Origin of the sequence: Pseudomonas sp. FSL R10-2964 (genome assembly GCF_009600035.1) — a bacterium.
GTDB classification, from domain to species: domain Bacteria; phylum Pseudomonadota; class Gammaproteobacteria; order Pseudomonadales; family Pseudomonadaceae; genus Aquipseudomonas; species Aquipseudomonas bubulae.
In genome coordinates this window covers 17,784-40,457 of the sequence record NZ_WIWH01000036.1, presented here as the reverse complement: position 1 = coordinate 40,457, position 22,674 = coordinate 17,784, and the positions used below count along the sequence as shown (strand labels likewise).

Genomic DNA, 22,674 nt, shown 5'->3' with positions numbered 1-22,674 from the left:
GGTCAGGGGCTCTGCGGCCCAGTTAAATACTGCCCGTTTTGCGGCGTCTCGCTACAGCAGGCGCCCGCAGCGGTTACCCCGGTACCTGCAGCTGAACCCAAGGCTCGGCCAGCCACCCCTGCCCCCAAAGCAACCGTCACACCTGCCAGTGCTCCACCAGCCCGGGACATACCTGCTGCAGCGCCAACACCTGTACCAGGTCCGGCGGCTCCCCCACCTGCGCCGCCTGCCGCAACACCAGCGCCCACCAACAGAAAACCGGCCCTGATAATGGCAGTTGTAACTCTGGCAGTGGTGGTGGGCGGCTACGTTGCAATCAAGATGATGGCCGGGCAAAGCCAGCAAAAGCTCGATGGCTTTTTGCAAACCGGTCAGAGCTGTTTTGACACCAGGGACTTTGCTTGCGCGCTGGACAATGCCGGGCTTGCCTTGCAACAGGACAGCAATGACCCTCGGGCCTTGAGTCTGCTGCAGCGTGCGCAGGCCGCCCAGGTGCGCCAGCAACAATTGCAGGATGCGGCGCAAAAACAGCAGTTGCTCAAAGCCCAGTCTGCCGAGGCGGCGCGACAAGCCGATGCCTTGCGCGAACAGCAAGCTCTTGAGCGCCAGCGCCAGGAAGCGGCCGATCGCCAGGTGCGTGACCAACAGCAGCAACAGGCTGCCAAAGCTGTTAATGCCTCCCTGCAACAAGCGCAAAACGCGCTCAATGCCGGGGAGTACCAGTCTGCAATTGCCGTGGCCAGGGTCGTGCTGGGTATGGATCCAAACAATAGTCGGGCGCGCAACATCATCCGTCAGGCTGAACAACAACTCAAAGAAGCACTGAATCGAACCCGGATCGAATAATCAGGGTGTATGAGTTTTCCCCTCTCTTACTTGGAAGTTACTGATGAAATTGCCCTCCAACTCTTTGGATAAACGCTTGCTGGCCTTGGGCCTGGCTTCGCTACTGGGTCTGCAAGGCTGCGCCAATATCGACTCTGCCAGCATCAACCCGACCAACTGGAGTGGCAGCGACTGGATGAAGTGCGGGCTGGCAATTGCAGCAGGTGCGGCAGCGGGTGCTGCTGTGAGCGGTGCCAACGATAAAGGCGCAGGCGTATTGATTGGCGGGGTTGCCGGCATGGCCGCCTGTTTCGCGATCAATGCCAAGTCGGTACAGACCAAAACCGCTCAAGAAGTTGAACAACAATATAAAACCTCGGGCAAGAAACAACCGGCCCAGCCAGAACTGGTTAGCTACGACACCAGTATCCAGCCCGGTATGACCATCAAACGGGGTCAACCGATTACCGTGGTTTCCAATATTGTTGCGATCAACGGCGCGACCCAGCCGATCAGCGAAATCAAGGAAGAGATCCGCCTGTTTGCGCCCAACGAGGCCAAGCCGTTGAAAGAAGGCAGCAAGATCGCGAACACCAAAGGCGGCAGTGGCGGTTACGAGAACACCTTCACCATCACCCTCGATGAGCGTGCGCCGCAGGGTATCTACCGGATCGAAACATCAGTGGCCGTCAACGGCAAGCCGGCCAACACCCGAATCAACAATGTGCAGCTGGTGATGATTGATCGCGAGACCTATCAGCTGGCATTTCTGGATCGATAGCTGGCGGGTTGCATTCGCCCTGTAGCCGCTGCTGAAGAAACCAGGCAGCGGCTACACAGGCTCCTGTCATCACGCACCCGGCACAAAATGCTTCTGCGCCGTGCCGTGGGCGATCAGCCGCGAGAGATAGTTCATTTTGTCGGCGTCCTGATCGACAAAGCGAAAGGTCAGTTGCAACCACGCACTGTCCGGTTTTGGCTCGAATGCCACGATGGCATGCAGATAACCGTTCAAACGCGCCACCTCGGCGTTCTCGCCCTGCTCAAGGTCGAGTACGGCACTGTCCAGTACCTGAGGCAGCACTTCGCCACGACGCACCACCAGCAGCGCCTCCTTGAGGCTCAACGCCTTGATCACGCAGGTTTGGGTACCGCTGGGCAAACGCAGTTGCCCCTGACCACGGCTGGTCAGCGCCGGTGCCGCGACAGGTGCCGGCCGTGGTGCCGGGGCAACCGGGGCAGATGTCACCGACGTCGGGGTCACGACCTGCGCCTTGCCACCGGTCAATGCATTCAGCGAGTCATTGCCAAAGGCCGAATTAACCCGCGTCGGGGTGCTGGCCATCACGGCGCTCAGCAATCCCGCCTTGGTGAACGCCTTCTTCACCTTCGACAGTAGCTGCTCATTGGTGAAGGGTTTGCTGACGAAATCCGAAACTCCGGCCTGAATGGCCTGGATCACGTTCTCTTTGTCACCACGGCTGGTGACCATGATAAAGGGCAGCGTTTTCAGACGGTCTTGCTCGCGGCACCAGGTCAACAGCTCAAGGCCGGACATCTCCGGCATTTCCCAGTCGCACAGCACCAGATCGAAGGCTTCACGGGACAGCAAGGCCTGGGCTTTGCGGCCGTTGACCGCGTCTTCGATCCTGATGCCCGGGAAGTAGTTACGCAGGCAATTTTTAACCAGATCACGAATAAACGACGCGTCATCTACCACCAGCACACTAACCTTGCTCATCGACTGCTCCTTGGATATGAACGCCCGAAAACCAAAACGCCCGGCATTGAGCCGGGCGTTTTTTAGATCGGGCTGCCTTATTTATCGTCAGGCGACGACGCAACATTAGCGTTATCGGCACCCGTGCCCTGAACTTCTTCGCGCATGCGCTTGAGACCCATGTGCCGCACGTCTGTACCGCGTACCAGATAAATCACCAGCTCCGAGATATTGCGGGCGTGGTCGCCGATACGTTCCAGTGAGCGCAGCACCCAGATGATGCTCAACACACGCGTGATCGAACGCGGATCTTCCATCATGTAAGTGGCCAGCTCACGTAGCGCGGTCTTGTACTCACGGTCGATGATTTTGTCGTACTGCGCCACAGACAGGGCAAGATCGGCGTCAAAGCGGGCAAACGCATCCAGTGCATCACGCACCATATTGCGCACCTGGTCACCGATATGGCGCACTTCAACGTATCCGCGCGGCGCCTCACCTTCTTCGCACAACTGAATGGCCCGACGGGCGATCTTGGTCGCTTCGTCACCAATGCGTTCCAGGTCGATCACCGACTTGGAAATGCTGATGATCAATCGCAAGTCAGACGCCGCAGGCTGACGACGGGCCAGAATGCGCAGGCACTCCTCGTCGATATTGCGCTCCATCTGGTTGATCTGTTCATCGATCTCACGCACCTGTTGCGCCAGGCCCGAGTCGGCCTCGATCAGTGCGGTCACCGCATCGTTGACCTGCTTCTCGACCAGGCCGCCCATCGCCAGCAGGTGGCTGCGCACGTCTTCGAGTTCCGCGTTGAACTGCGCGGAAATGTGATGGGTGAGGCCATCCTTTGAAATCATGGTTCTGCTCCGCAAAAGCTGTGAGCTGCACGCGGTTAGCGGCCAGCCGAATTATCGTGACATAGAACGGGCAATGCCGCTCAAACTAGCCATAGCGCCCGGTAATGTAGTCTTCGGTCTGCTTTTTGGCCGGGTTGGTGAACAGCGTGTCAGTGTCACCATATTCAACCATCTTGCCCATGTACATGAACGCTGTGTAATCCGAGACACGGGCTGCCTGTTGCATGTTGTGGGTTACGATCACGATGGTGAACTTGGACTTGAGCTCGTAGATCAGTTCTTCGACTTTCAACGTCGAGATCGGGTCGAGTGCCGAGCATGGCTCATCGAGCAGCAACACTTCGGGCTCTACCGCGATGGTACGGGCAATCACCAGACGCTGTTGCTGGCCACCGGACAAACCCAGTGCCGAGTCGTGCAGGCGGTCTTTGACTTCGTCCCACAACGCCGCGCCCTTGAGGGCCCATTCGACGGCTTCATCGAGCACACGCTTTTTATTGATGCCCTGGATGCGCAGGCCGTAAACCACGTTCTCGTAAATGGTTTTGGGGAACGGATTGGGCTTCTGAAATACCATGCCGACGCGGCGACGCAGTTCGGCTACATCCTCGCCCTTGCGGTAGATGTTGTTGCCGTACAGGTTGATCTCACCTTCTACGCGGCAGCCGTCCACCAGGTCGTTCATGCGATTGAAGGTACGCAGCAGCGTCGACTTGCCACAGCCGGACGGACCGATAAACGCCGTGACCCGTTGTTTCGGGATATTCAGGCTGACGTCGTACAGGGCCTGTTTTTCACCGTAGTAAAGATTCAGGCCCGGGACTTCAATGGCGACTTCTTCGTTTGCCAGGTTCAAGCTTTGTTTGGTGCGACCCAAGGCGGACATGTTGATGCCGTGGGTTGAGGATTCATGCTGCATGGGTTGCTCCATACGCTAAAAATTCGTTTCGGTTTTTCAGTAACCGGGTTTCTTCTGGGAGAGCGGGCTTGCTCGCGATTCAGGCACCTCGGTTTCACGCTGAAACCTTACCGATACCATCGCGGGCAAGCCCGCTCCCACAGGTCATGTGTCTATCAGCTATCCAGCGCCTTGTACTTCTCGCGCAGGTGGTTACGAATCCACACGGCGGACAGGTTCAGGGTCGCGATCACCAGCACCAGCAGCAGCGCCGTGGCGTATACCAGCGGTCGGGCGGCTTCGACGTTCGGGCTCTGGAAGCCGACGTCATAAATATGGAAGCCCAAGTGCATGATCTTCTGGTCAAGGTGCAGGTACGGGTAGTTGCCGTCCAGCGGCAGCGACGGCGCCAGTTTGACCACGCCCACCAGCATCAGCGGTGCCACTTCACCGGCGGCACGGGCCACGGCGAGGATCATGCCGGTCATCATGGCCGGGCTGGCCATCGGCAGCACGATTTTCCACAGGGTTTCCGATTTGGTTGCACCCAGCGCCAGCGAACCTTCGCGCACTGTACGCGGAATCCGCGCCAGCCCTTCTTCGGTGGCCACGATCACTACCGGCACGGCCAGCAGCGCCAGGGTCAGCGAAGCCCACATCAGGCCAGGTGTACCAAAGGTCGGCGCAGGCAATGCTTCTGCGAAGAACAGGCGGTCAACCGAGCCGCCCAGCACGTACACAAAGAAGCCCAGGCCGAATACGCCGTAAACGATGGCCGGTACGCCTGCCAGGTTGTTCACCGCGATACGGATGATCCGGGTCAGGGTGTTTTGCTTGGCATATTCACGCAGGTAAACCGCCGCCAGTACGCCAAACGGCGTCACAATCACCGCCATGATCAGGGTCATCATTACCGTGCCGAAAATGGCCGGGAAGATCCCGCCCTCGGTGTTGGCTTCACGTGGATCCTGGCTCAGGAATTCCCAGATATTGCTGAAGTACATGGCCAGTTTCTGCCAGCTGTTCATCGCGTTCGGCTGGTACACCTTGACCACCTTGCCGATACCGATTTCCAGCTCTTTGCCGTTGGCATCCCGGGCCGTGAGGCTGTCGCGGTTGAACTGTGCATGCAACTCGCCCAAGCGGTCCTCGATGGCCTTGTAGCGGGCATTCAGCTCGGCGCGCTCGGTTTCCATGTCAGCCTGTGCCTGCGGGGTCAGCTTGCCTTCCAGCTCCAGCTTGCGACCGTGCAGGCGGATACGCTCCAGACCGTAGTTGATCGCGCCGATATCTTTCTTCTCAAGCTGGCTCAGTTGCGCGGCCAGGTCATTGACCCGCTTGACCCGCGCTTGCAGCTCCGGCCAGGCCGCGGCACCTTCTGCCACCACCTTGCCGTTTTCCTTGACGTTAACCAGGTAGCCGTAGAAGTTGCCCCACTCGCGACGCTCGATGGCCATCAACTCGGGCGGCGTGCTCTGGTTCGTCAACCACTCGCCGACCACCCAGGTAAAATCATTGCCGTTCAGGTCACGGTTGCCGACCTTGATCAGCTCCCGGGTCATGAACTCCGGGCCTTGTTCCGGCACCGGCAGGCCCGCACTTTTCAGGCGCTCGCGGGGCACTTCTTCCTTTTGCACCACTTCGCCGATCACCAGGTGATTGGCATCACCCGGCACGTTGTATTCAGCGTGGATCAGGTCGGCCGGCCAGAAGTGGCCCAGGCCACGCACGGCAATCACCGAGAGCAGGCCGATGGTCATGATGACGGCGATGGACACTGCGCCACCGCTGATCCAGACGCCTGGAGCGCCGCTCTTGAACCAGCCTTTGAGGGAGTTCTGTTTCACAGACTTCTACCTTCCTTAAAGCGACGAATATTTCTTGCGCAGACGCTGACGAATCAGTTCGGCAAGAGTGTTCATGATGAAGGTGAACAACAGCAGCACCAGCGCCGAGAGGAACAGCACGCGGTAATGGCTACCGCCCACTTCCGACTCCGGCATTTCCACCGCCACGTTCGCCGCCAGGGTACGCAGGCCTTCGAACAGGTTCATTTCCATGACCGGGGTGTTACCGGTGGCCATCAACACAATCATCGTCTCGCCGACCGCACGGCCCATACCGATCATCAGTGCCGAGAAGATCCCCGGGCTGGCCGTCAGGATGACCACGCGGGTCATGGTTTGCCACGGTGTGGCACCCAGCGCCAGCGAACCCAGGGTAAGACCGCGAGGCACACTGAACACGGCATCTTCAGCAATCGAGTAGATGTTGGGGATCACCGCGAAGCCCATTGCCAGACCCACAACCAGAGCATTGCGCTGGTCGTAAGTAATGCCCAGGTCGTGGGAGATCCACAGGCGCATATCGCCACCGAAGAACCAGGCTTCCATGAACGGGCTCATATACAGCGACAGGCCGCATACAAACAGAATCACCGGGATCAGGATCAGGCTTTCCCAACCGTCAGGCACACGCAGGCGGATCGACTCGGGCAGGCGGCTCCAGGTGAAGCCCGCCACCAGAATGCCGATCGGCATCAGCACCAGCAGGCTGAAAATCCCCGGCAAGTGGCCTTCCACATACGGCGCCAGGAACAGACCGGCGAAGAAACCCAGAATCACCGTCGGCATCGCTTCCATCAGCTCGATCACCGGCTTGACCTTGCGGCGCAGGCTTGGTGCCATGAAGTAAGCGGTGTAGATGGCTGCGGCAACGGCCAGAGGTGCCGCCAGCAACATCGCGTAGAACGCTGCTTTCAAGGTACCGAAGGTCAATGGCGCCAGGCTCATTTTCGGTTCGAAGTCAGTGTTGGCGGCTGTCGATTGCCAGACGTATTTAGGCTCGTCGTAGTTCTCGTACCAGACCTTGCTCCACAGCGCGCTCCAGGACACTTCCGGGTGCGGGTTCTTCAGGGTCAGTGGCAGCAGCTTGCCGCCCTCTTCCACGATGATGCGGTTGGCACGCGGCGACAACGCCATGACGCCCGGACCTTCTGCCACTTTCTCGACCAGCAGGGTGCGATGCGCGGTGCTGTGGAACACACCGATCTCGCCGGCCGCGTCCAGAGCCAGGAAGCCCTTGCGGCGTTGCTCGGCAGTGATTTCAACAATCGGCGACGTGCCCATCTGGAAGCTGCGGATATGTTTGAAGCGCTGCTCGCCATCCGGGTCGCGAGCCATGAACCACTGGCTCAGGCCGCCCTTGGAATCACCAAAAATCAGCGAAATACCGCCCACCAGTTGTGTGCTGGCGGTGATCTCGGTGGTTGCGTCATCCACCAGCTTGTAGCGACCGTTGAGGCTTTTGTCGCGCAGGCTGAAGACATCGGCCTGGGCGCGATCATTGATCACATACAACCACTGCTGACGCGGGTCGATATACAGCGCTTTGACCTTCGCGGTCATCTGCGGCAGGTCGATACGGGTCTCGGTGTTGGTGACCTCGTCGGTCATCATGTTTTCTTCGCGGGCCAGTGACAGCACGTTCAGTTGCGCGCCCGAGGAACCGGCCAGCACCAGCGTTGAATCGTTGACGCTGAGGTTGACGTGATCCAGTGCACCACCCTGCGGGTCGAGGACGATTGGCGTTTCGCCATACGGGTATTCGATTGCCGGGGTGATGGTCTTCTTGCCATCCGGGTAGCTGACTTTATAGCTGTGCCGGAACACCAGCGCCTGACCGTTGGACAGGCCCAGCACCGCCACCGGATTACCCGGCTGGTCTTCACCCAGAGAAGTCACTTGAGTGCCGGCCGGCAACGGCAGGTTGACCCGCGACAGCTCTTCGCCGTTCTTCGCATTGAAGAACAACACCATGCCCTTGTCGGACACCCGCATACCGACCTGATTCTGCTCTTCGATGGAGATCATCAGCGGCTTGCCGGCGTCCTGCATCCACACCGGCGTAATCGCCTGTTTGGCGTTCAGGTCGGCACCCTGGAACAGTGGATAAACCACATAGCCCAGGAAGAAGAAGATCAGAGTGATTGCGCCAAGCACGGCAAGACCGCCGATAAATACATACCAGCGGGTCAGGTGATCTTTAAACGCGCGGATACGGCGCTTGCGTTGCAGTTCAGGCGTATTGAAATCAATGCGCTTGGGAGCGGATGTCGTAGTCATTGGGGAATTGGCCAGATCATTCATGCGCACACCCTAGCGGTCCTGTATGACAGAAAGATGACAAAGCAGTGACGCAAAAAATCCGCCGCCCAACGGTGCTGGCAGCGGAATGGAAAATTTGGTGAAGCGGTTGCGAGGCAGACCTGCAGGAGCGGGCTCGCTCGCGATGGCGTCAACTCAATAGGTCTGATGTACCAAGTTGCCTGCATCGCGAGCAAGCCCGCTCCCACATGGCGTCTGCTTATGCGCCTTCTTTCAGGCCCAGGTCAGCCAATGCTTTGGCAGCGACTTTGGCTGGCAGAGGGATATAGCCATCCTTCACGACCACTTCCTGACCTTGCTTGGACAGGACCAGCTTGATGAACTCGGCTTCCAGCGGGTTCAGCGGCTTGTTCGGCGCCTTGTTCACGTACACGTAGAGGAAACGCGACAGCGGGTATTTGCCGTTCAGTGCGTTTTCTTCGGTGTCTTCGACAAACTCGGTGCTGCCTTTTTTAGCCAAAGGCACGGTCTTCACGCTGGCGGTTTTGTAACCGATGCCCGAGTAACCGACGCCGTTCAGCGAGCTGCTGATCGACTGCACAACCGAAGCCGAGCCCGGCTGTTCGTTCACGTTAGGCTTGTAATCGCCTTTGCACAGGGCTTCTTCCTTGAAGTAGCCGTAAGTGCCGGATACCGAGTTACGACCGAACAGTTGAACCGGCTTGTTGGCCAGGTCGCCGGTCACACCCAGGTCGCCCCAGGTTTTAACGTCGGCTTTGGCGCCGCACAGGCGGGTCGAAGAGAAGATCGCATCAACCTGTTCCATGGTCAGGTGCTTGATCGGGTTGTCCTTGTGCACGAACACGGCCAGGGCATCCACTGCCACCGGGATGGCGGTAGGCTTGTAGCCGTACTTCTGCTCGAAGGCAGCCAGTTCGTTGTCTTTCATTTTGCGGCTCATCGGGCCCAGGTTAGCGGTGCCTTCAGTAATCGCAGGCGGCGCGGTCGAAGAACCGGCAGCTTGAATCTGGATGTTTACGTTCGGGTATTCTTTTTTGTACGCCTCAGCCCACAAGGTCATCAAGTTCGCCAGGGTGTCGGAACCAACGCTGGACAGGTTGCCCGACACACCAGTGGTCTTCACGTAGGGCTGAATAGCCGGGTCAACACCAGCGGCAACCGCATTGGCAGTTGCAACGCCTGCGGCGACAAAAGTCAGGGCCGCCATCACACGCTTCAGTTTCATGCCTTACTCCTAGCAAACGGGGTTAGATGAATCGGGGGCCAGTATCTGCAGGCCATGTGACTACTCTATGAACCGATTGTGACAATTAGATGAAAGGCCATCATTCGTTACAAATGATGGCCTTCGGGGAGAGGCTAGCGAAGTGTCATGGCCACTGAGCGATGTCTCAGCGGCCCTTTTTCCACAAATAAGCACCGACCACCAGGCCCATCGTGCAGATAATGGCCACGTAATACGCCGGCCCCATCGGGCTTTCCTTGAGCAACAGGGTCACGGCCATTGGGGTCAGACCGCCAAAGATGGCGTAGGCCAGGTTGTAGGAAAACGACAGGCCACTGAAACGCACCACTGGCGGAAAAGCTTTAACCATCACATAAGGGACGGCACCGATGGTGCCGACAAACAGACCGCTCAGGGAATACAGCGGGAACAGCCAGTCCGGATGCTGCAGCAGGCTGTGATAGAAGGTCCACGACGTGATCAGCAACCCGGCGCAACCCACCACAAACACCTTGCCCGCACCAAAGCGGTCAGCCAGGGCGCCCGAAGCGATGCAACCCAAACTCAAAAAGACGATCGCCAGGCTATTGGCTTGCAACGAGGTGGTCGCTGAAAAACCATAAATGGTTTGCAGCACCGTGGGCGTCATCAGAATGACCACGATGATCCCGGCAGACAGCAACCAGGTCAGCAGCATCGAGACCACAATCGCCCCGCGATGGTCGCGCAGCACGGTCTTGAGCGGGACTTCCGCAGCCAGCGCCTTGCGCAGCTGCAACTCGGCAAATACCGGTGTCTCGTGCAACCAGCGACGCAGGTACACCGAGAACAGGCCGAACACGCCGCCCATCAGGAATGGAATCCGCCAGGCAAAGTCAGACACTTCAGCCGGCGTATAGATCGTATTGATCGCCGTGGCCATCAGGGAACCCAGCAAGATGCCCGCGGTCAACCCGCAGGTCAGGGTGCCGCAGGCGTAGCCCACATGCCGTGGCGGCACATGCTCGGCCACGAACACCCAGGCCCCGGGCACTTCACCACCAATGGCCGCGCCCTGGATCACGCGCATCAGCAGCAACAGAATCGGTGCCCACATGCCAATCTGCGCATAGGTCGGCAGCAAGCCCATGATCAAAGTCGGTACGGCCATCATGAAGATGCTCAACGTGAACATCTTTTTGCGCCCCAGCAAATCACCAAAGTGCGCCATGACAATGCCGCCCAAAGGACGCGCCAGATAACCCGCAGCGAAAATACCGAAGGTTTGCATCAGACGTAGCCACTCGGGCATGTCCGCCGGAAAGAACAGTTTCCCGACCACGGTGGCAAAAAATACAAAAATAATGAAATCGTAAAACTCCAGCGCACCACCCAAGGCAGACAGCGACAAGGTTTTATAGTCATTACGGGTTAACGGCCGCGAAGGCGGTGCAGCACTGGAAGGCTCTGTGATCATGGGGTATTGCTTCTCTTATTAGGCACGGCAAAAAGCTGCAACTTCGCCGGCAGGGGCTGGGCAGGTTTTGAAAGATAACAAATTGTTTACAAAAGCACAGAGCTAGACGTGCAGCGCACCCAAAAAGCAGAATCAGGAGGTCGTCGGCCAGGCTGTCCCCCGATATACTCATGCTGTAAGAAACACTTGGTAACTTCTGAGGTTGCTGTGCGAAAACGTCCGCTGGCCACTTCAGCCGATTTCGCAGAGTTTCCCCTTGGTGCGGCTTATGAAGAACGTGACGAACGTAGTATGTTCGGGCTGAATCGTTTTTCTAAAGACGCTTTTTCACCCGCAGTACTTATGATGAATCACGGGTCAGAGGCCCTTAGGCATGCTAGAGCTCGAACAAGAAGATCCAATTCCGCAAGGCGATCTGGCCTTGCAAATCACCGCCCTGCCGCGCGAGACCAATGGTTTCGGCGATATTTTTGGCGGCTGGCTGGTCTCCCAAATGGACCTGGCCGGTACCGCAATGGCCAGCAAGGTTGCCGGTGGCCGTGTAGCCACTGTCGCTATTGATCGTATGGCATTTCTGGTACCCGTGGCCGTGGGCGCACAATTGTCGTTCTACACCCAGGCACTGGAGATCGGCCGCAGCTCGATCCAGATGATGGTTGAAGTGTGGAGTGACGACCCGTTGTCCAGCGAATGGCGTAAAGTGACCGAAGCGGTCTTTGTCTTTGTCGCCATCGATGGCAGCGGCCGCACCCGCTCCGTTCCGCCACGTCGTTAAACCTATAAATAGAGAACCTGCCATGCACCACATTGAGTCAGTCACCCTGGATGAACTGGAGTGCTGGCACTTCCAGCATGGCCAGGCCCAACTGCTGGTCGCCAAACAGGGCGCGCAGGTTCTCAGTTATCAGGTAGGTGATGAGCCGCCGATCATCTGGCTCAACGAAAAAGCCCAATTCAAGCAAGGCCATGGCATCCGCACGGGCGTGCCGGTGTGCTGGCCCTGGTTTGGCAACCTGGCACTCAACCCGCAAAGCGTGCAGGCCATGCGCCACAGCGATGAACCCGCCACGGCCCACGGGCTGGTGCGTACACGCGAATGGGAAGTACTGGAGATCGATGACGCCGGTGAAGCGCTGCATATTGAGCTGGGCTTGCCCCACATCAAAGGCGGCCTTCCCGGCTGGCCCCACGACGTGGCGTTGACTCTGAGCATCCGCCTGGACACCCAGCTGCATATCAGCCTCACCAGCCATAACCGCAGTGATATCCCGGTCAGTATCAGCCAGGCCCTGCACAGCTATTTCGCGGTTAGCGACGTGCGCAAGGTTGAGGTCAAAGGGGTCGACGGACTGACCTACATCGACACCCTCGAAGACTGGAATCGTGTTGAGCAAACGGGGGATTTGACCTTCAGCGGCGAAACCGACCGTATCTACCTCGATACGCCGCAGCAGTTGAGCATCGTCGACCCGGACTGGTCGCGCACGCTCGAGCTGACCAGCCGCGGCTCACGCTCGGCGGTGATCTGGAATCCATGGATCGACAAGACCGCCACGCTCGCCGATATGGCTGCAGACGGCTGGCAACGCATGCTGTGCATCGAAACCGCCAATGTGATGGATGACATCATCACATTGGCGCCGGGCGCCAGCCATACGTTGGGTGTGAGTATTGCCAGCAAGCGCCTGAAAACCTGATACAAACAAAACCTGTGGGAGCGAGCCTGCTCGCGAAGTGTGTTTTCGCGAGCAGGCTCGCTCCCACAATTGGTCTGATCCCTACAAGTCTTCCTCAACCACTACCCGCACCTTGCTCGCATCCAGCGCATAGGCCGCATCGGCCAGGTCATTGCTGACCTTCTCGACCTTCAGCGTGCCCATCACCCACAGCGGCGTGTAGATATCATCCAGCTTCAAGCCTTTTGGATAGCGCACCAACACCAACTGATTGGGCGGCGGAGGCGGCACATGGATGCAGGCACCCGGGTACGGCACCAGGAAAAACAGCGTGCTGCGACCCTTGGCGTCTGTTTCCAGAGGCACGGGGTAGCCACCCAAACGGATATTTTTGCCGTTCATGCTGGCCACTGTCTTGCTGGAGTACATCACCGCGGGCAGGCCCTTGCTCTGCTTCAAACCACCCTTGTCGGTAAACGTACCATTGGCCTCGGGCGAGTCATGGTCAATTTCGGGCATTTGCTCAAGGGCTATTTGATCCGACTTGGGCATCAGTTCAAGCCAGTCGGTTTCGGGCAACTCTGCCGCATGTGCCAGGCCTGAACCCAGCAAAAGAAAAGTCAGTAGAAGACGGCGCATGCAAGGCTCGATAAAAGAAGGATTGAACGCGCGCAGTTTAACCCTCTCTGCGGCTGGCGCAGAGAGAGCCAAAGCGTTTAATCAGGACTTTTTCGACACCAGGCCGTAGATCACCAGCAAGATCACGGCACCCACCACGGCACCTATAAAGCCGGCACCCTCGCCTGCCTTGTAGATACCAATCGCCTGACCACCATAGGTAGCCGCCAGCGAGCCGCCGATACCCAGCAGGATGGTCATGATCCAGCCCATGCTGTCGTCACCCGGTTTCAGGAAACGAGCCAGCAGGCCAACGATCAAGCCGATAAAAATGGTTCCGATGATGCCCATGGACGCTCCCTCAAAGTTAAATGGCGTTACAACCAAAGCCTAGTCAGCACTTTGGCATCACGCCATCAGAGAGCAGCGACAACCCAATGGTTCCGTACAAAGCGATTTACGCTTCGTCGATCAGGGCTTCAACCTTGAGGATTTGCGCTTGCAACGTCGCCATATCAGCGCAGCGCAGGTTGGCGTGACCGACCTTGCGGCCGACCTTGAACGCCTTGCCATAGTGATGCAGATGGCAATCAGCAATCGCAATCACCTTCTCAACCGGCGGCACGCTGCCGATGAAGTTGAGCATGGCGCTTTCGCCCACTTTGGCTGTCGAACCCAACGGCAGGCCGGCGATGGCGCGCAAGTGGTTTTCGAACTGGCTGCACTCGGCACCTTCGGTGGTCCAATGCCCGGAGTTATGGACACGCGGGGCGATTTCGTTGGCCTTGAGGCCACCGTCGACTTCAAAGAATTCGAATGCCATCACCCCAACGTAATCCAGCTGCTTGAGCACACGGCTGGAGTAGTCTTCAGCCAGGGCTTGCAACGGGTGATCGGTACTGGCAACCGACAGCTTGAGAATGCCGCTGTCGTGAGTGTTGTGTACCAATGGGTAGAACTTCGTTTCGCCATCACGGCCGCGTACGGCAATCAGCGACACTTCGCCGGTGAACGGCACAAACCCTTCCAGCAGGCACGCCACACTGCCCAGTTCAGCAAACGTATCCACGACATCGGCAGGGGTGCGCAGCACTTTCTGGCCCTTGCCGTCATAACCCAGGGTGCGGGTCTTGAGCACGGCAGGCAGGCCAATGGTGGCCACTGCTGCGTCCAGATCAGCCTGGGACTGGATGTCGGCAAAAGCCGGCGTCGGAATGCCCAGATCCTTGAACATGCTCTTTTCGAACCAGCGATCGCGGGCAATGCGCAACGCTTCGGCGCTCGGGTATACCGGGACGAATTGCGACAGGAAAGCCACGGTTTCAGCGGGAACGCTTTCGAACTCGAACGTCACCAGGTCGACTTCGTCAGCCAACTGGCGCAAATGGTCCGGGTCGCTGTAGTCCGCACGCAGGTGTTCACCCAGCGAGGCGGCACAGGCATCAGGAGCCGGATCCAGGAAAGCGAAGTTCATCCCCAGCGGAGTGCCCGCCAGAGCCAGCATGCGGCCCAATTGACCGCCACCGATTACACCGATTTTCATCGTCAGAAACCTCAGGCTACGCGCGGGTCTGGATTGTCCAGCACGCTGTCTGTCTGTTCAGCACGGAATGCTTTCAAAACGGTATGGAACTGCGGATGCTTGGCGCCCAGGATGCTCGCCGACAACAGGGCAGCGTTGATCGCGCCCGCTTTGCCGATGGCCAGGGTTGCAACCGGGATGCCCGCCGGCATTTGCACGATCGACAGCAGCGAGTCTACGCCCGACAGCATGGCCGACTGCACCGGTACACCGAGCACTGGCAAATGGGTTTTGGCTGCACACATGCCTGGCAGGTGGGCTGCGCCACCGGCACCCGCGATGATGACCTCGATCCCGCGGCCTTCGGCCTCTTCGGCATACTGGAACAGCAGATCCGGAGTGCGGTGGGCAGAGACCACTTTCACTTCGTAAGGAATGCCGAGTTTTTCCAGCATATCGGCGGTGTGGCTGAGGGTGGACCAATCGGACTTGGAGCCCATGATCACGCCTACCAGTGCACTCATCGTCGCGCCTCTTCTCTTGGGCGCCCGCAGGCGCGTCAAAAAACAACAAGCCACGTGGAGGATCCGACGTGGCTTGTTATAGGAATTAAGGCCGGTCAAGCCAGCCGAAGGCCGCGCAGTATACCCCAAACATGTGCCTTGAAAGCACCTTTGACGACCATCTGTCATGCACATCGGATAATCCTGAATACCCCGGTTTTATTGACCTGCAGGTCAACGCACTCCTCCTCGGCTACGGCCTCTGATCATCGGGTGCCACGCCTACATCGCACAGAGATAGAAACGACATAACTCGACGAATTCCAGCCACGGCGAAACCTGGAATTAACGTCTTCACTTAAATTCAAACCGGTAACAGCAAAAACGTAAACAGTCCTGCAAGGATTGCAGGCTCCTTATTAAAAGGATATTTCCCATGCAACCGATCACACTTTATATTTTTATCCACAACGATGTCCCGTACCGCGCCATCAACACATTGGGGCGTGCATACTTCAAAGAGTTTACCGACGAAATCACGGCAATTACAAAACGATCTTTTATATTCAAGGACATACGTAACGTGCAGGGCATGACTGACTTCAACTATAAAAGTCAGTCCATAGACGATGTTCTTCATCGATGGGAATTGGCGGCCATCCGATACAAAAACCAACACGGGCTAAAGTGGGGTAAAACCGAACGCTACATTCTGGTTACGCACTCCCCGCTCAACGAAACCACCCTGGGCTGCGCTTACCCCGGACAACCCGCCGTCATTGCCAGCCTTAAACACTATCAAGTGATCGCCCATGAAGTAGGCCACAGTTTCAATGCATCCCACAACAATGCAGCACTCGGCCACAATCCATGGGGCAGCGTATGTGAAACGTTCATGTTTCCCAACGCTTCAACTTTTCGAAGTAATTGTTACCGTTTCACGCCGGAAAACAGAGCTAACATAAGAGCGTTCTTAAGTGATGCCCCCTAAGACCGGAGTCTCTAACAGACTTGTCAGTCATCACCTGAATGAAGGGCTAAAAATGCGACCGATCAATATATATACATTTGTTCATGACACTGTTCTTCAGAAAAACGATCGCCACCTAAAATATTTATTTTTCGATATTTTTACGCCCCAGCTATCAAAGATGACTGGCCGTTCGGTTAACGTTGTATTTCTGCGGAATATTGCCGACATCACAAATTTTGACTACCTGTGCTTCTCAGATAACCGTCTGGATATTGAGCCGGTTATTGAAGCACTGAGCACAGCCATTAAAGCCGTCTTTGCTGCATACATGGCTGAGCATCGGCGGGCCGGAAAACCTGCCGATTTATACCTGATCCTGATTGATGGACTCCTCATGCCCTCAATGGGGGTGGAGGGCCTGGCTATTCCAGAGGCCAACATCGCTATCGCCACGACACTTGGACGAACGGTGGTGGCCCATGAAATAGGGCACTGCCTCGGCGCTACCCATGAGGATGTTGCCTTGTATCGTGAGCCCGAACGTAATGATCCTTCTCACTGTGCAACCTTTATGGCAACGGGCCGCGAGGAGGGTGCTTGCTCTATCTTCAGCTTTAGCAGTGAAAATTACGCCAACATAAAGCAGCACCTAAAAAAAGCCCCTTAAAACCCATAACAAAAAACCCATTCACTCCGGTTGAGTTCCACTTTCCAGCTTGCGCCACAACAACCGTACGTTGGCCTTGCGTACCAGGGCACAGCGGTACAGGCGAATCTCCAGCGGCACATGCCATTGCGGGCCACCGCACACCACCAACTCGCCCCGCGCCAGCTCGGCACGCACGCTCAAATGCGGCACCCAGGCGATGCCCAACCCTTCGAGCGCCATGCTTTTAAGGCTGTCGGCCATCGCGGTCTCATAAATAGTGGTAAAGCGCAGGCTGCGCTGGCGTAGCAGCAAATTCACCGAGCGGCCCAAAAATGCGCCAGCGCTATAGGCCAGCAATGGCACGCTGACATCGCCTTCCAGATCGAAAAGCGGCTTGCCGTCGGCATCGGCAGCACATACCGGGAGCATTTCGGTATTACCCAGGTGCAAGGACGGGAAAATTTCAGGATCCATCTGCAAGGCCGCATCCGGATCGTAAAAAGCCAGCATCAAATCGCAGCCACCTTCGCGCAAAGCATGCACCGCGTCTCCGACGTTAGTCGCAACCAGTCGTGTCGCGATGTTCAGCCCTTCATTGCGCAACTGGGCGATCCAGCGCGGGAAAAAACCCAGGGCCAGGGAGTGAGCGGCAGCCACTTGCATGACCTCACCCTGCCCGCCTTCGAGGTGATGAAGGTGACGCAGCACCTCACCCAACTGTTCGACGACCGTACGTGCGGTAACCAAAAACAGCTGACCGGCCGCAGTCAACTCCACCGGGGTGCGGGAACGATTCACCAAGGTCAGCCCAAGCGCCGCTTCAAGGCTGCGAATTCGCCGACTAAAGGCCGGCTGAGTGACGAAACGGCGCTCTGCTGCCTGGGAAAAACTGCGGGTAGCAGCCAGGGCACTGAAGTCCTCTAACCATTTACTTTCGAGATTCATCGAGTCCTCCCGGACGCGCACCAAAATGGGTCACACGCTCGACGCACCTGCCGCGTCACGTCGCTATTATGCCGTTTATGCATAGGTTAGTGTTTAAAGGCATTGGCCCAAAATAGTCTGCAGGCCTAGGATTCGCAGCGTTCCGGCCCAGACCGGGTTCATATCGAGATGATTTCTATCATGTCCTCCGCTGCATCTTTCCGTACCGAAAAAGACCTGCTTGGCGTACTCGAAGTACCCGCTCAAGCGTATTACGGCATCCAGACCCTGCGAGCGGTGAACAACTTCCGTCTCTCCGGCGTTCCGATCTCGCATTACCCGAAGCTGGTTGTGGGCCTGGCCATGGTTAAACAGGCCGCTGCTGACGCCAACCGCGAGTTGGGTCATCTGAGCGACGCCAAGCACGCTGCCATCAGCGAAGCGTGTGCACGCCTGATCCGCGGCGATTTCCACGAAGAGTTCGTGGTGGACATGATTCAAGGCGGCGCTGGCACTTCAACCAACATGAATGCCAACGAAGTGATCGCCAACATCGCGCTGGAGGCCATGGGCCATCAGAAAGGCGAATACCAATACCTGCACCCGAACAACGACGTCAACATGGCGCAGTCGACCAACGACGCCTACCCGACGGCCATTCGTCTGGGCTTGTTGTTGGGTCACGACGCGCTGCTGGCCAGCCTCGACAGCCTGATCCAGTCGTTTGCAGCCAAAGGCGCCGAGTTCAGCCACGTCCTGAAAATGGGCCGTACCCAGCTGCAAGACGCCGTGCCAATGACCCTGGGTCAAGAGTTCCGCGCTTTCGCCACTACATTGAGTGAAGACCTGGCTCGCCTGAAAACCCTGGCACCAGAGCTGCTGACTGAAGTGAACCTGGGTGGCACCGCCATCGGTACCGGCATCAACGCCGACCCGCGTTACCAGATGCTGGCCGTGAACCGCCTGGCCACCATCAGCGGTCACCCGCTGGTACCGGCGGCCGACCTGATCGAAGCCACCTCCGACATGGGCGCCTTCGTACTGTTCTCCGGCATGCTCAAGCGTACCGCGGTCAAGCTGTCGAAGATCTGCAACGACTTGCGCCTGCTGTCCAGCGGCCCACGTACCGGCATCAACGAAATCAACCTGCCAGCACGTCAGCCAGGCAGTTCGATCATGCCAGGCAAGGTCAACCCGGTTATCCCGGAAGCCGTGAACCAGGTGGCATTCCAGATCATCGGTAACGACCTGGCCCTGACCATCGCTGCCGAAGGTGGCCAGCTGCAACTGAACGTTATGGAGCCGCTGATCGCGTTCAAGATCTTCGACTCGATTCGTCTGCTGCAACGCGCCATGGACATGCTGCGCGAACACTGCATCACCGGCATCACGGCCAACGAAGCGCGCTGCCGTGAACTGGTCGAGCACTCGATTGGTCTGGTGACTGCACTTAACCCGTACATCGGTTATGAAAACGCCACCCGTATCGCCCGTATCGCTCTTGAAAGCGGCCGCGGCGTACTGGAACTGGTGCGCGAAGAAGGCTTGCTCGACGACGCCATGCTCGACGACATCCTGCGCCCGGAAAACATGATTGCTCCGCGTCTGGTGCCACTCAAGGCCTGATGCTGTAACACGCTCAACGCTCACCAGGTCGAGGGACTAGACACCTCTCACCTTTTGAGGGCTTGCAGATACGTCTGCAGGCCCTTTTTTTTGGCCCTGGGATTTTGAAACCCCTCCCCCCTCTCCCAGAGGGAGAGAAGACTAAAGGCAAAAGCAGATCAGATTAACGCCACAAATCGAGCCCTTTGACCCTCAGGGAGAGGGCTGGGGTGAGGGCAATTTGACAATAAACAAAGCCATATCGGACAACTCACACATGAAAATTCAGTCACTTATGCAGACGCTTCCTGCGCTCCTAGGTATAGTGCCGCCCCTCTTCCTGTGCCCGGCCCCAGCACCAGCGGCCATCGTCAGCACGGAAACAGCATCGTAAACCAAGCAGCAACATGGCCAGGGTCACACTGATCGCCTACGTTTATACCTTGCTCAAGCAGGTGTAACGCGATATTTCGATCCGGCCGTGTTGCCATCAGATAAAAACAGCGAGGAATAATCCATGCTTGAAGTCATCAATGACTTCCTCTCAGGGAAAGTGCTAATCGTGCTCATGGTCGGGCTCGGTGGCTACTTCACGATCCGCTCGCGTTTCGTTCAGTTTCGTTACTTTCTGCACATGTTTTCGGTTTTCAAAGACAGCCTGCGCAGCAGCGCCGGTGAGCTGAGCTCATTTCAGGCATTGATGCTGAGCCTGGCCGGCCGTGTCGGCGCGGGCAACATTGCCGGCGTCGGTATTGCCGTTACCCTGGGTGGCCCCGGTGCCGTGTTCTGGATGTGGGTGACCGCCCTGGTCGGCATGTCCAGCAGCCTGATCGAATGCTCCCTGGGCCAGCTGTACAAGCGTCGTGATTCGGAAGGCCAACTGCGCGGCGGCCCGTCCTTCTATATGAAGTACGGCCTGGGCAAAGTGTGGATGGGCAAACTGATGGCCGTGCTGTTGCTGATCACCTTCGGTTTTGCCTTCATGGGCCTGCAAGCCCATGCCGTGACCCACTCGCTGCAAGACGCCTTCGGCTTCAAGGTCAACTACTCGGGGCTGGCCATCGCCATCCTGCTGGGCTTGGTGTTTATCGGCGGGATCAAGCGTATCGCTTCGGTAGCCGACCTGCTGGTACCGGTCAAGACCCTGGCCTATATTGCGGTCACCCTGTATGTGATCGTACTGCAGTTCGACCACGTACCCGCCATGCTGGGCCATATCGTCAAGAGCGCCTTCGGCCTGGACCCTGTGTTCGGTGGCCTGATCGGCAGTGCAATCGTGATGGGCGTCAAACGTGGCGTCTTCGCCAACGAAGCCGGTCTGGGCAGCGCCCCGAACGTGGCTGCCGTGGCCGATGTTGAGCACCCGATCGCCCAAGGCGTGGTGCAGGCATTCAGCGTATTCCTCGACACCTTTGTGATCTGCACCTGTACGGCTTTGCTGATTCTGTTGTCGGGCTTCTACACCCCAGGTTTTGAAGGCGACGGCATTGCCCTGACCCAGAACTCCCTGGCAGCCGTGGTCGGCGAATGGGGTCGTGTCTTTATCAGCGTGGCCCTGGCGCTGTTCGTATTCACCTCGATGCTCTACAACTACTACCTGGGCGAGAACAACCTGCGCTTTTTGGTTGGAGAGAGCCGCAAAGCACTGATGGGTTATCGCGCACTGGTACTGGTGCTGATCTTTTGGGGTTCGATCGAAAACCTGCAAACGGTTTTCGCTTTCGCCGACATTGCCATGACCATGCTCGCCTTCGTTAACCTGGTTGCGCTGGCGATGCTGTTCAAGATCTGCATGCGCGTGCTCAAGGACTACGATGACCAGCGCCGCGCGGGGATCAAGACACCTGTCTTCGATTCCAGTAAATTCCCGGATCTGGATCTCGATCTAAAGGCCTGGCCGCCAAAGCCGGCCGCCCAGGTCGACGAAACAAAACGCTGATACTTGACGCGGCGGTTCTCCAGAACCGCCGCGTTTTTGCTTATGGAGACTCAATAATGACCGCAGCCACTCATCACACCTGCCAACACGTCATGGTGCTCTACACCGGCGGCACCATCGGCATGCAGGCCAGCGCCAGCGGTCTGGCACCAGCCTCGGGTTTTGAGGCACGCATGCGCGAGCACCTGGCCAGCCAACCGCAGCTGCAAGTACCGCAATGGGCCTTTCGCGAAATGAGCCCGCTGATCGACAGCGCCAACATGACGCCTGCCTACTGGCTACGCCTGCGCAGTGCGATCATCGAAGCCGTCGAGCAGGATGGCTGCGATGCTGTACTGGTCCTGCATGGCACTGACACGCTGGCCTACAGCGCTGCGGCGATGTGCTTTCAACTGCTGGGCTTGCCTGCACCGGTACTCTTCACCGGCTCCATGCTGCCAGCGGGCGTACCTGACAGCGATGCCTGGGAAAACATCAGCGGTGCCTTGCAGGCGCTGGGCCAGGGCCAGCCTAACGGCGTGCAGTTGTACTTCCACGGCAAGCTGATGGCTCCAACTCGCTGCGCCAAAGTGCGCAGCTTTGGCCGTAACCCGTTTGTGACGCTGACACGCAACGGCGGCGGGACCAGGGCCAGCACCCTCCCGGCAGAACTGGCCTACAGCTACCCCAAACACCAGGCCAGCGTAGGCGTGCTGCCACTGGTGCCAGGGATTGGCGCCGCCCAGCTCGATGCCTTGCTCAACAGCGGGATCGAAGCCCTGGTACTGGAGTGCTTCGGCAGTGGCACCGGCCCTGGCGACAACCCGGACTTTCTCGCCAGTCTGCAACGGGCACAGGAAAATGGCATTGTGATCGTGGCCATTACCCAATGCCATGAAGGCGGTGTAGAACTGGACGTGTACGAAGCTGGCAGCCGCTTGCGTGAGGCGGGTGTGCTGTCAGGTGGCGGAATGACCCGCGAGGCCGTGTTCGGCAAACTGCATGCCTTGCTTGGCGCTGACCTGCCGCTGGCCGAGGTGCGCCGCCTGATCGAACTGGATGTGTGCGGGGAGCTGGCCTAAAAGCCCATAACCCGGCCTATGTAGCCGCTGTAGCAGGCTGTGATGGACTGTGCACCAGACCCGCCTTGATTGAAGGTCCTGCGGCTCTTATCG

Annotated in this window: 21 protein-coding genes; 9 read left to right on the top strand and 12 right to left on the bottom strand. The window is 57.9% G+C overall.

Translation table 11 applies throughout. From position 1 onward, the window contains the following. Positions 1-270 precede the first annotated feature (270 nt). Positions 271-846 (top strand): hypothetical protein, encoded by a 576-nt coding sequence (locus tag GHN92_RS23895; RefSeq protein WP_150629144.1) that lies wholly within the window; start codon positions 271-273, stop codon positions 844-846. 43 nt (positions 847-889) lie between these two features. Further along, positions 890-1,606 carry a hypothetical protein gene (locus GHN92_RS18800; protein WP_095017952.1) on the top strand — a complete coding sequence of 239 codons (717 nt, stop codon included), beginning with the start codon at positions 890-892 and terminating at the stop codon, positions 1,604-1,606. 69 nt (positions 1,607-1,675) lie between these two features. On the opposite strand, the gene GHN92_RS18795 is transcribed toward GHN92_RS18800, so the two are convergent. The 7 genes from GHN92_RS18795 to GHN92_RS18765 form a co-directional block, all read right to left on the bottom strand. Continuing rightward, complete coding sequence (locus GHN92_RS18795; RefSeq protein ID WP_094999521.1) at positions 1,676-2,566, bottom strand: response regulator; 891 nt, start codon at positions 2,564-2,566, stop codon at positions 1,676-1,678. Positions 2,567-2,643: 77 nt separating this feature from the next. Further along, positions 2,644-3,405 (bottom strand): phosphate signaling complex protein PhoU, encoded by a 762-nt coding sequence (gene phoU, locus GHN92_RS18790; RefSeq protein ID WP_094999522.1) that lies wholly within the window; start codon positions 3,403-3,405, stop codon positions 2,644-2,646. 85 nt (positions 3,406-3,490) lie between these two features. Then, positions 3,491-4,324: a phosphate ABC transporter ATP-binding protein PstB gene (gene pstB, locus GHN92_RS18785; RefSeq protein WP_094999523.1), complete on the bottom strand. Its 834-nt coding sequence runs from the start codon at positions 4,322-4,324 to the stop codon at positions 3,491-3,493. A 155-nt stretch (positions 4,325-4,479) separates the two neighbouring features. Beyond that, positions 4,480-6,150: a phosphate ABC transporter permease PstA gene (pstA, locus tag GHN92_RS18780; RefSeq protein ID WP_095017950.1), complete on the bottom strand. Its 1,671-nt coding sequence runs from the start codon at positions 6,148-6,150 to the stop codon at positions 4,480-4,482. Between the two features lie 15 nt (positions 6,151-6,165). Next, positions 6,166-8,451, bottom strand: a complete 2,286-nt coding sequence (locus GHN92_RS18775; RefSeq protein ID WP_094999525.1) for an ABC transporter permease subunit — start codon at positions 8,449-8,451, stop codon at positions 6,166-6,168. Between the two features lie 217 nt (positions 8,452-8,668). After that, positions 8,669-9,655, bottom strand: coding sequence for a phosphate ABC transporter substrate-binding protein PstS (locus tag GHN92_RS18770; RefSeq protein ID WP_094999526.1), 987 nt, complete (start codon positions 9,653-9,655; stop codon positions 8,669-8,671). A gap of 166 nt (positions 9,656-9,821) precedes the next feature. Continuing rightward, positions 9,822-11,111 carry an MFS transporter gene (locus tag GHN92_RS18765; RefSeq protein ID WP_094999527.1) on the bottom strand — a complete coding sequence of 430 codons (1,290 nt, stop codon included), beginning with the start codon at positions 11,109-11,111 and terminating at the stop codon, positions 9,822-9,824. A 373-nt stretch (positions 11,112-11,484) separates the two neighbouring features. Here GHN92_RS18765 and GHN92_RS18760 point away from each other — a divergent pair, with 373 nt between their 5' ends. After that, positions 11,485-11,886, top strand: coding sequence for an acyl-CoA thioesterase (locus GHN92_RS18760; protein ID WP_003438129.1), 402 nt, complete (start codon positions 11,485-11,487; stop codon positions 11,884-11,886). A 22-nt stretch (positions 11,887-11,908) separates the two neighbouring features. Continuing rightward, the gene (locus tag GHN92_RS18755; protein WP_153380785.1) at positions 11,909-12,808 is read left to right on the top strand and encodes a D-hexose-6-phosphate mutarotase; all 900 of its coding nucleotides are present in this window, start codon (positions 11,909-11,911) and stop codon (positions 12,806-12,808) included. 81 nt (positions 12,809-12,889) lie between these two features. Here the strand turns inward: GHN92_RS18755 and GHN92_RS18750 are convergent, their stop codons facing one another. The 4 genes from GHN92_RS18750 to purE form a co-directional block, all read right to left on the bottom strand. After that, on the bottom strand, positions 12,890-13,426 hold the full coding sequence (locus GHN92_RS18750; RefSeq protein WP_095036292.1) for a DUF3299 domain-containing protein: 537 nt from the start codon (positions 13,424-13,426) through the stop codon (positions 12,890-12,892). Positions 13,427-13,507: 81 nt separating this feature from the next. Then, positions 13,508-13,756: a GlsB/YeaQ/YmgE family stress response membrane protein gene (locus GHN92_RS18745; RefSeq protein WP_016782939.1), complete on the bottom strand. Its 249-nt coding sequence runs from the start codon at positions 13,754-13,756 to the stop codon at positions 13,508-13,510. A 106-nt stretch (positions 13,757-13,862) separates the two neighbouring features. Further along, on the bottom strand, positions 13,863-14,948 hold the full coding sequence (locus GHN92_RS18740; protein ID WP_094999530.1) for a 5-(carboxyamino)imidazole ribonucleotide synthase: 1,086 nt from the start codon (positions 14,946-14,948) through the stop codon (positions 13,863-13,865). 11 nt (positions 14,949-14,959) lie between these two features. Further along, complete coding sequence (gene purE / locus GHN92_RS18735; protein ID WP_016782937.1) at positions 14,960-15,451, bottom strand: 5-(carboxyamino)imidazole ribonucleotide mutase; 492 nt, start codon at positions 15,449-15,451, stop codon at positions 14,960-14,962. Between the two features lie 415 nt (positions 15,452-15,866). Between purE and GHN92_RS18730 the strand changes: the two genes are divergently transcribed. Both GHN92_RS18730 and GHN92_RS18725 read left to right on the top strand, forming a co-directional pair. Next, positions 15,867-16,421 (top strand): hypothetical protein, encoded by a 555-nt coding sequence (locus GHN92_RS18730; RefSeq protein ID WP_153380782.1) that lies wholly within the window; start codon positions 15,867-15,869, stop codon positions 16,419-16,421. A 52-nt stretch (positions 16,422-16,473) separates the two neighbouring features. Continuing rightward, entirely contained in the window at positions 16,474-17,070 is a 597-nt protein-coding gene (locus tag GHN92_RS18725) for a hypothetical protein (RefSeq protein ID WP_153380780.1), read from the top strand. 21 nt (positions 17,071-17,091) lie between these two features. Here the strand turns inward: GHN92_RS18725 and GHN92_RS18720 are convergent, their stop codons facing one another. Next, complete coding sequence (locus tag GHN92_RS18720; RefSeq protein ID WP_095017945.1) at positions 17,092-17,997, bottom strand: LysR substrate-binding domain-containing protein; 906 nt, start codon at positions 17,995-17,997, stop codon at positions 17,092-17,094. Positions 17,998-18,177: 180 nt separating this feature from the next. On the opposite strand from GHN92_RS18720, the gene aspA reads away from it, so the two are divergent. The 3 genes from aspA (at position 18,178) to GHN92_RS18705 (ending at position 22,581) form a co-directional block, all read left to right on the top strand. Further along, a complete protein-coding gene (aspA, locus tag GHN92_RS18715; protein ID WP_094999533.1) occupies positions 18,178-19,602 on the top strand; it encodes an aspartate ammonia-lyase in 1,425 nt (474 codons plus the stop codon). 496 nt (positions 19,603-20,098) lie between these two features. Then, positions 20,099-21,520 carry a sodium:alanine symporter family protein gene (locus GHN92_RS18710; protein ID WP_094999534.1) on the top strand — a complete coding sequence of 474 codons (1,422 nt, stop codon included), beginning with the start codon at positions 20,099-20,101 and terminating at the stop codon, positions 21,518-21,520. Positions 21,521-21,576: 56 nt separating this feature from the next. After that, complete coding sequence (locus GHN92_RS18705; protein WP_094999535.1) at positions 21,577-22,581, top strand: asparaginase; 1,005 nt, start codon at positions 21,577-21,579, stop codon at positions 22,579-22,581. The last annotated feature ends 93 nt before the right edge of the window (positions 22,582-22,674 follow it).

What these genes read in the sequence shown, in the direction of transcription:
- GHN92_RS18710 (WP_094999534.1), top strand. Translation starts at nt 20,099, where the DNA reads ATGCTTGAAGTCATCAATGACTTCCTCTCAGGGAAAGTGCTAATCGTG.
- purE (WP_016782937.1), bottom strand. Translation starts at nt 15,451, where the DNA reads ATGAGTGCACTGGTAGGCGTGATCATGGGCTCCAAGTCCGATTGGTCC.
- aspA (WP_094999533.1), top strand. Translation starts at nt 18,178, where the DNA reads ATGTCCTCCGCTGCATCTTTCCGTACCGAAAAAGACCTGCTTGGCGTA.
- GHN92_RS18765 (WP_094999527.1), bottom strand. Translation starts at nt 11,111, where the DNA reads ATGATCACAGAGCCTTCCAGTGCTGCACCGCCTTCGCGGCCGTTAACC.
- GHN92_RS18740 (WP_094999530.1), bottom strand. Translation starts at nt 14,948, where the DNA reads ATGAAAATCGGTGTAATCGGTGGCGGTCAATTGGGCCGCATGCTGGCT.
- GHN92_RS18745 (WP_016782939.1), bottom strand. Translation starts at nt 13,756, where the DNA reads ATGGGCATCATCGGAACCATTTTTATCGGCTTGATCGTTGGCCTGCTG.
- GHN92_RS18775 (WP_094999525.1), bottom strand. Translation starts at nt 8,451, where the DNA reads ATGAATGATCTGGCCAATTCCCCAATGACTACGACATCCGCTCCCAAG.
- GHN92_RS18795 (WP_094999521.1), bottom strand. Translation starts at nt 2,566, where the DNA reads ATGAGCAAGGTTAGTGTGCTGGTGGTAGATGACGCGTCGTTTATTCGT.
- pstB (WP_094999523.1), bottom strand. Translation starts at nt 4,324, where the DNA reads ATGCAGCATGAATCCTCAACCCACGGCATCAACATGTCCGCCTTGGGT.
- GHN92_RS18720 (WP_095017945.1), bottom strand. Translation starts at nt 17,997, where the DNA reads ATGAATCTCGAAAGTAAATGGTTAGAGGACTTCAGTGCCCTGGCTGCT.
- GHN92_RS18705 (WP_094999535.1), top strand. Translation starts at nt 21,577, where the DNA reads ATGACCGCAGCCACTCATCACACCTGCCAACACGTCATGGTGCTCTAC.
- GHN92_RS18760 (WP_003438129.1), top strand. Translation starts at nt 11,485, where the DNA reads ATGCTAGAGCTCGAACAAGAAGATCCAATTCCGCAAGGCGATCTGGCC.
- GHN92_RS18800 (WP_095017952.1), top strand. Translation starts at nt 890, where the DNA reads ATGAAATTGCCCTCCAACTCTTTGGATAAACGCTTGCTGGCCTTGGGC.
- GHN92_RS23895 (WP_150629144.1), top strand. Translation starts at nt 271, where the DNA reads ATGGCAGTTGTAACTCTGGCAGTGGTGGTGGGCGGCTACGTTGCAATC.
- GHN92_RS18755 (WP_153380785.1), top strand. Translation starts at nt 11,909, where the DNA reads ATGCACCACATTGAGTCAGTCACCCTGGATGAACTGGAGTGCTGGCAC.
- GHN92_RS18770 (WP_094999526.1), bottom strand. Translation starts at nt 9,655, where the DNA reads ATGAAACTGAAGCGTGTGATGGCGGCCCTGACTTTTGTCGCCGCAGGC.
- phoU (WP_094999522.1), bottom strand. Translation starts at nt 3,405, where the DNA reads ATGATTTCAAAGGATGGCCTCACCCATCACATTTCCGCGCAGTTCAAC.
- GHN92_RS18750 (WP_095036292.1), bottom strand. Translation starts at nt 13,426, where the DNA reads ATGCGCCGTCTTCTACTGACTTTTCTTTTGCTGGGTTCAGGCCTGGCA.
- GHN92_RS18725 (WP_153380780.1), top strand. Translation starts at nt 16,474, where the DNA reads ATGCGACCGATCAATATATATACATTTGTTCATGACACTGTTCTTCAG.
- GHN92_RS18730 (WP_153380782.1), top strand. Translation starts at nt 15,867, where the DNA reads ATGCAACCGATCACACTTTATATTTTTATCCACAACGATGTCCCGTAC.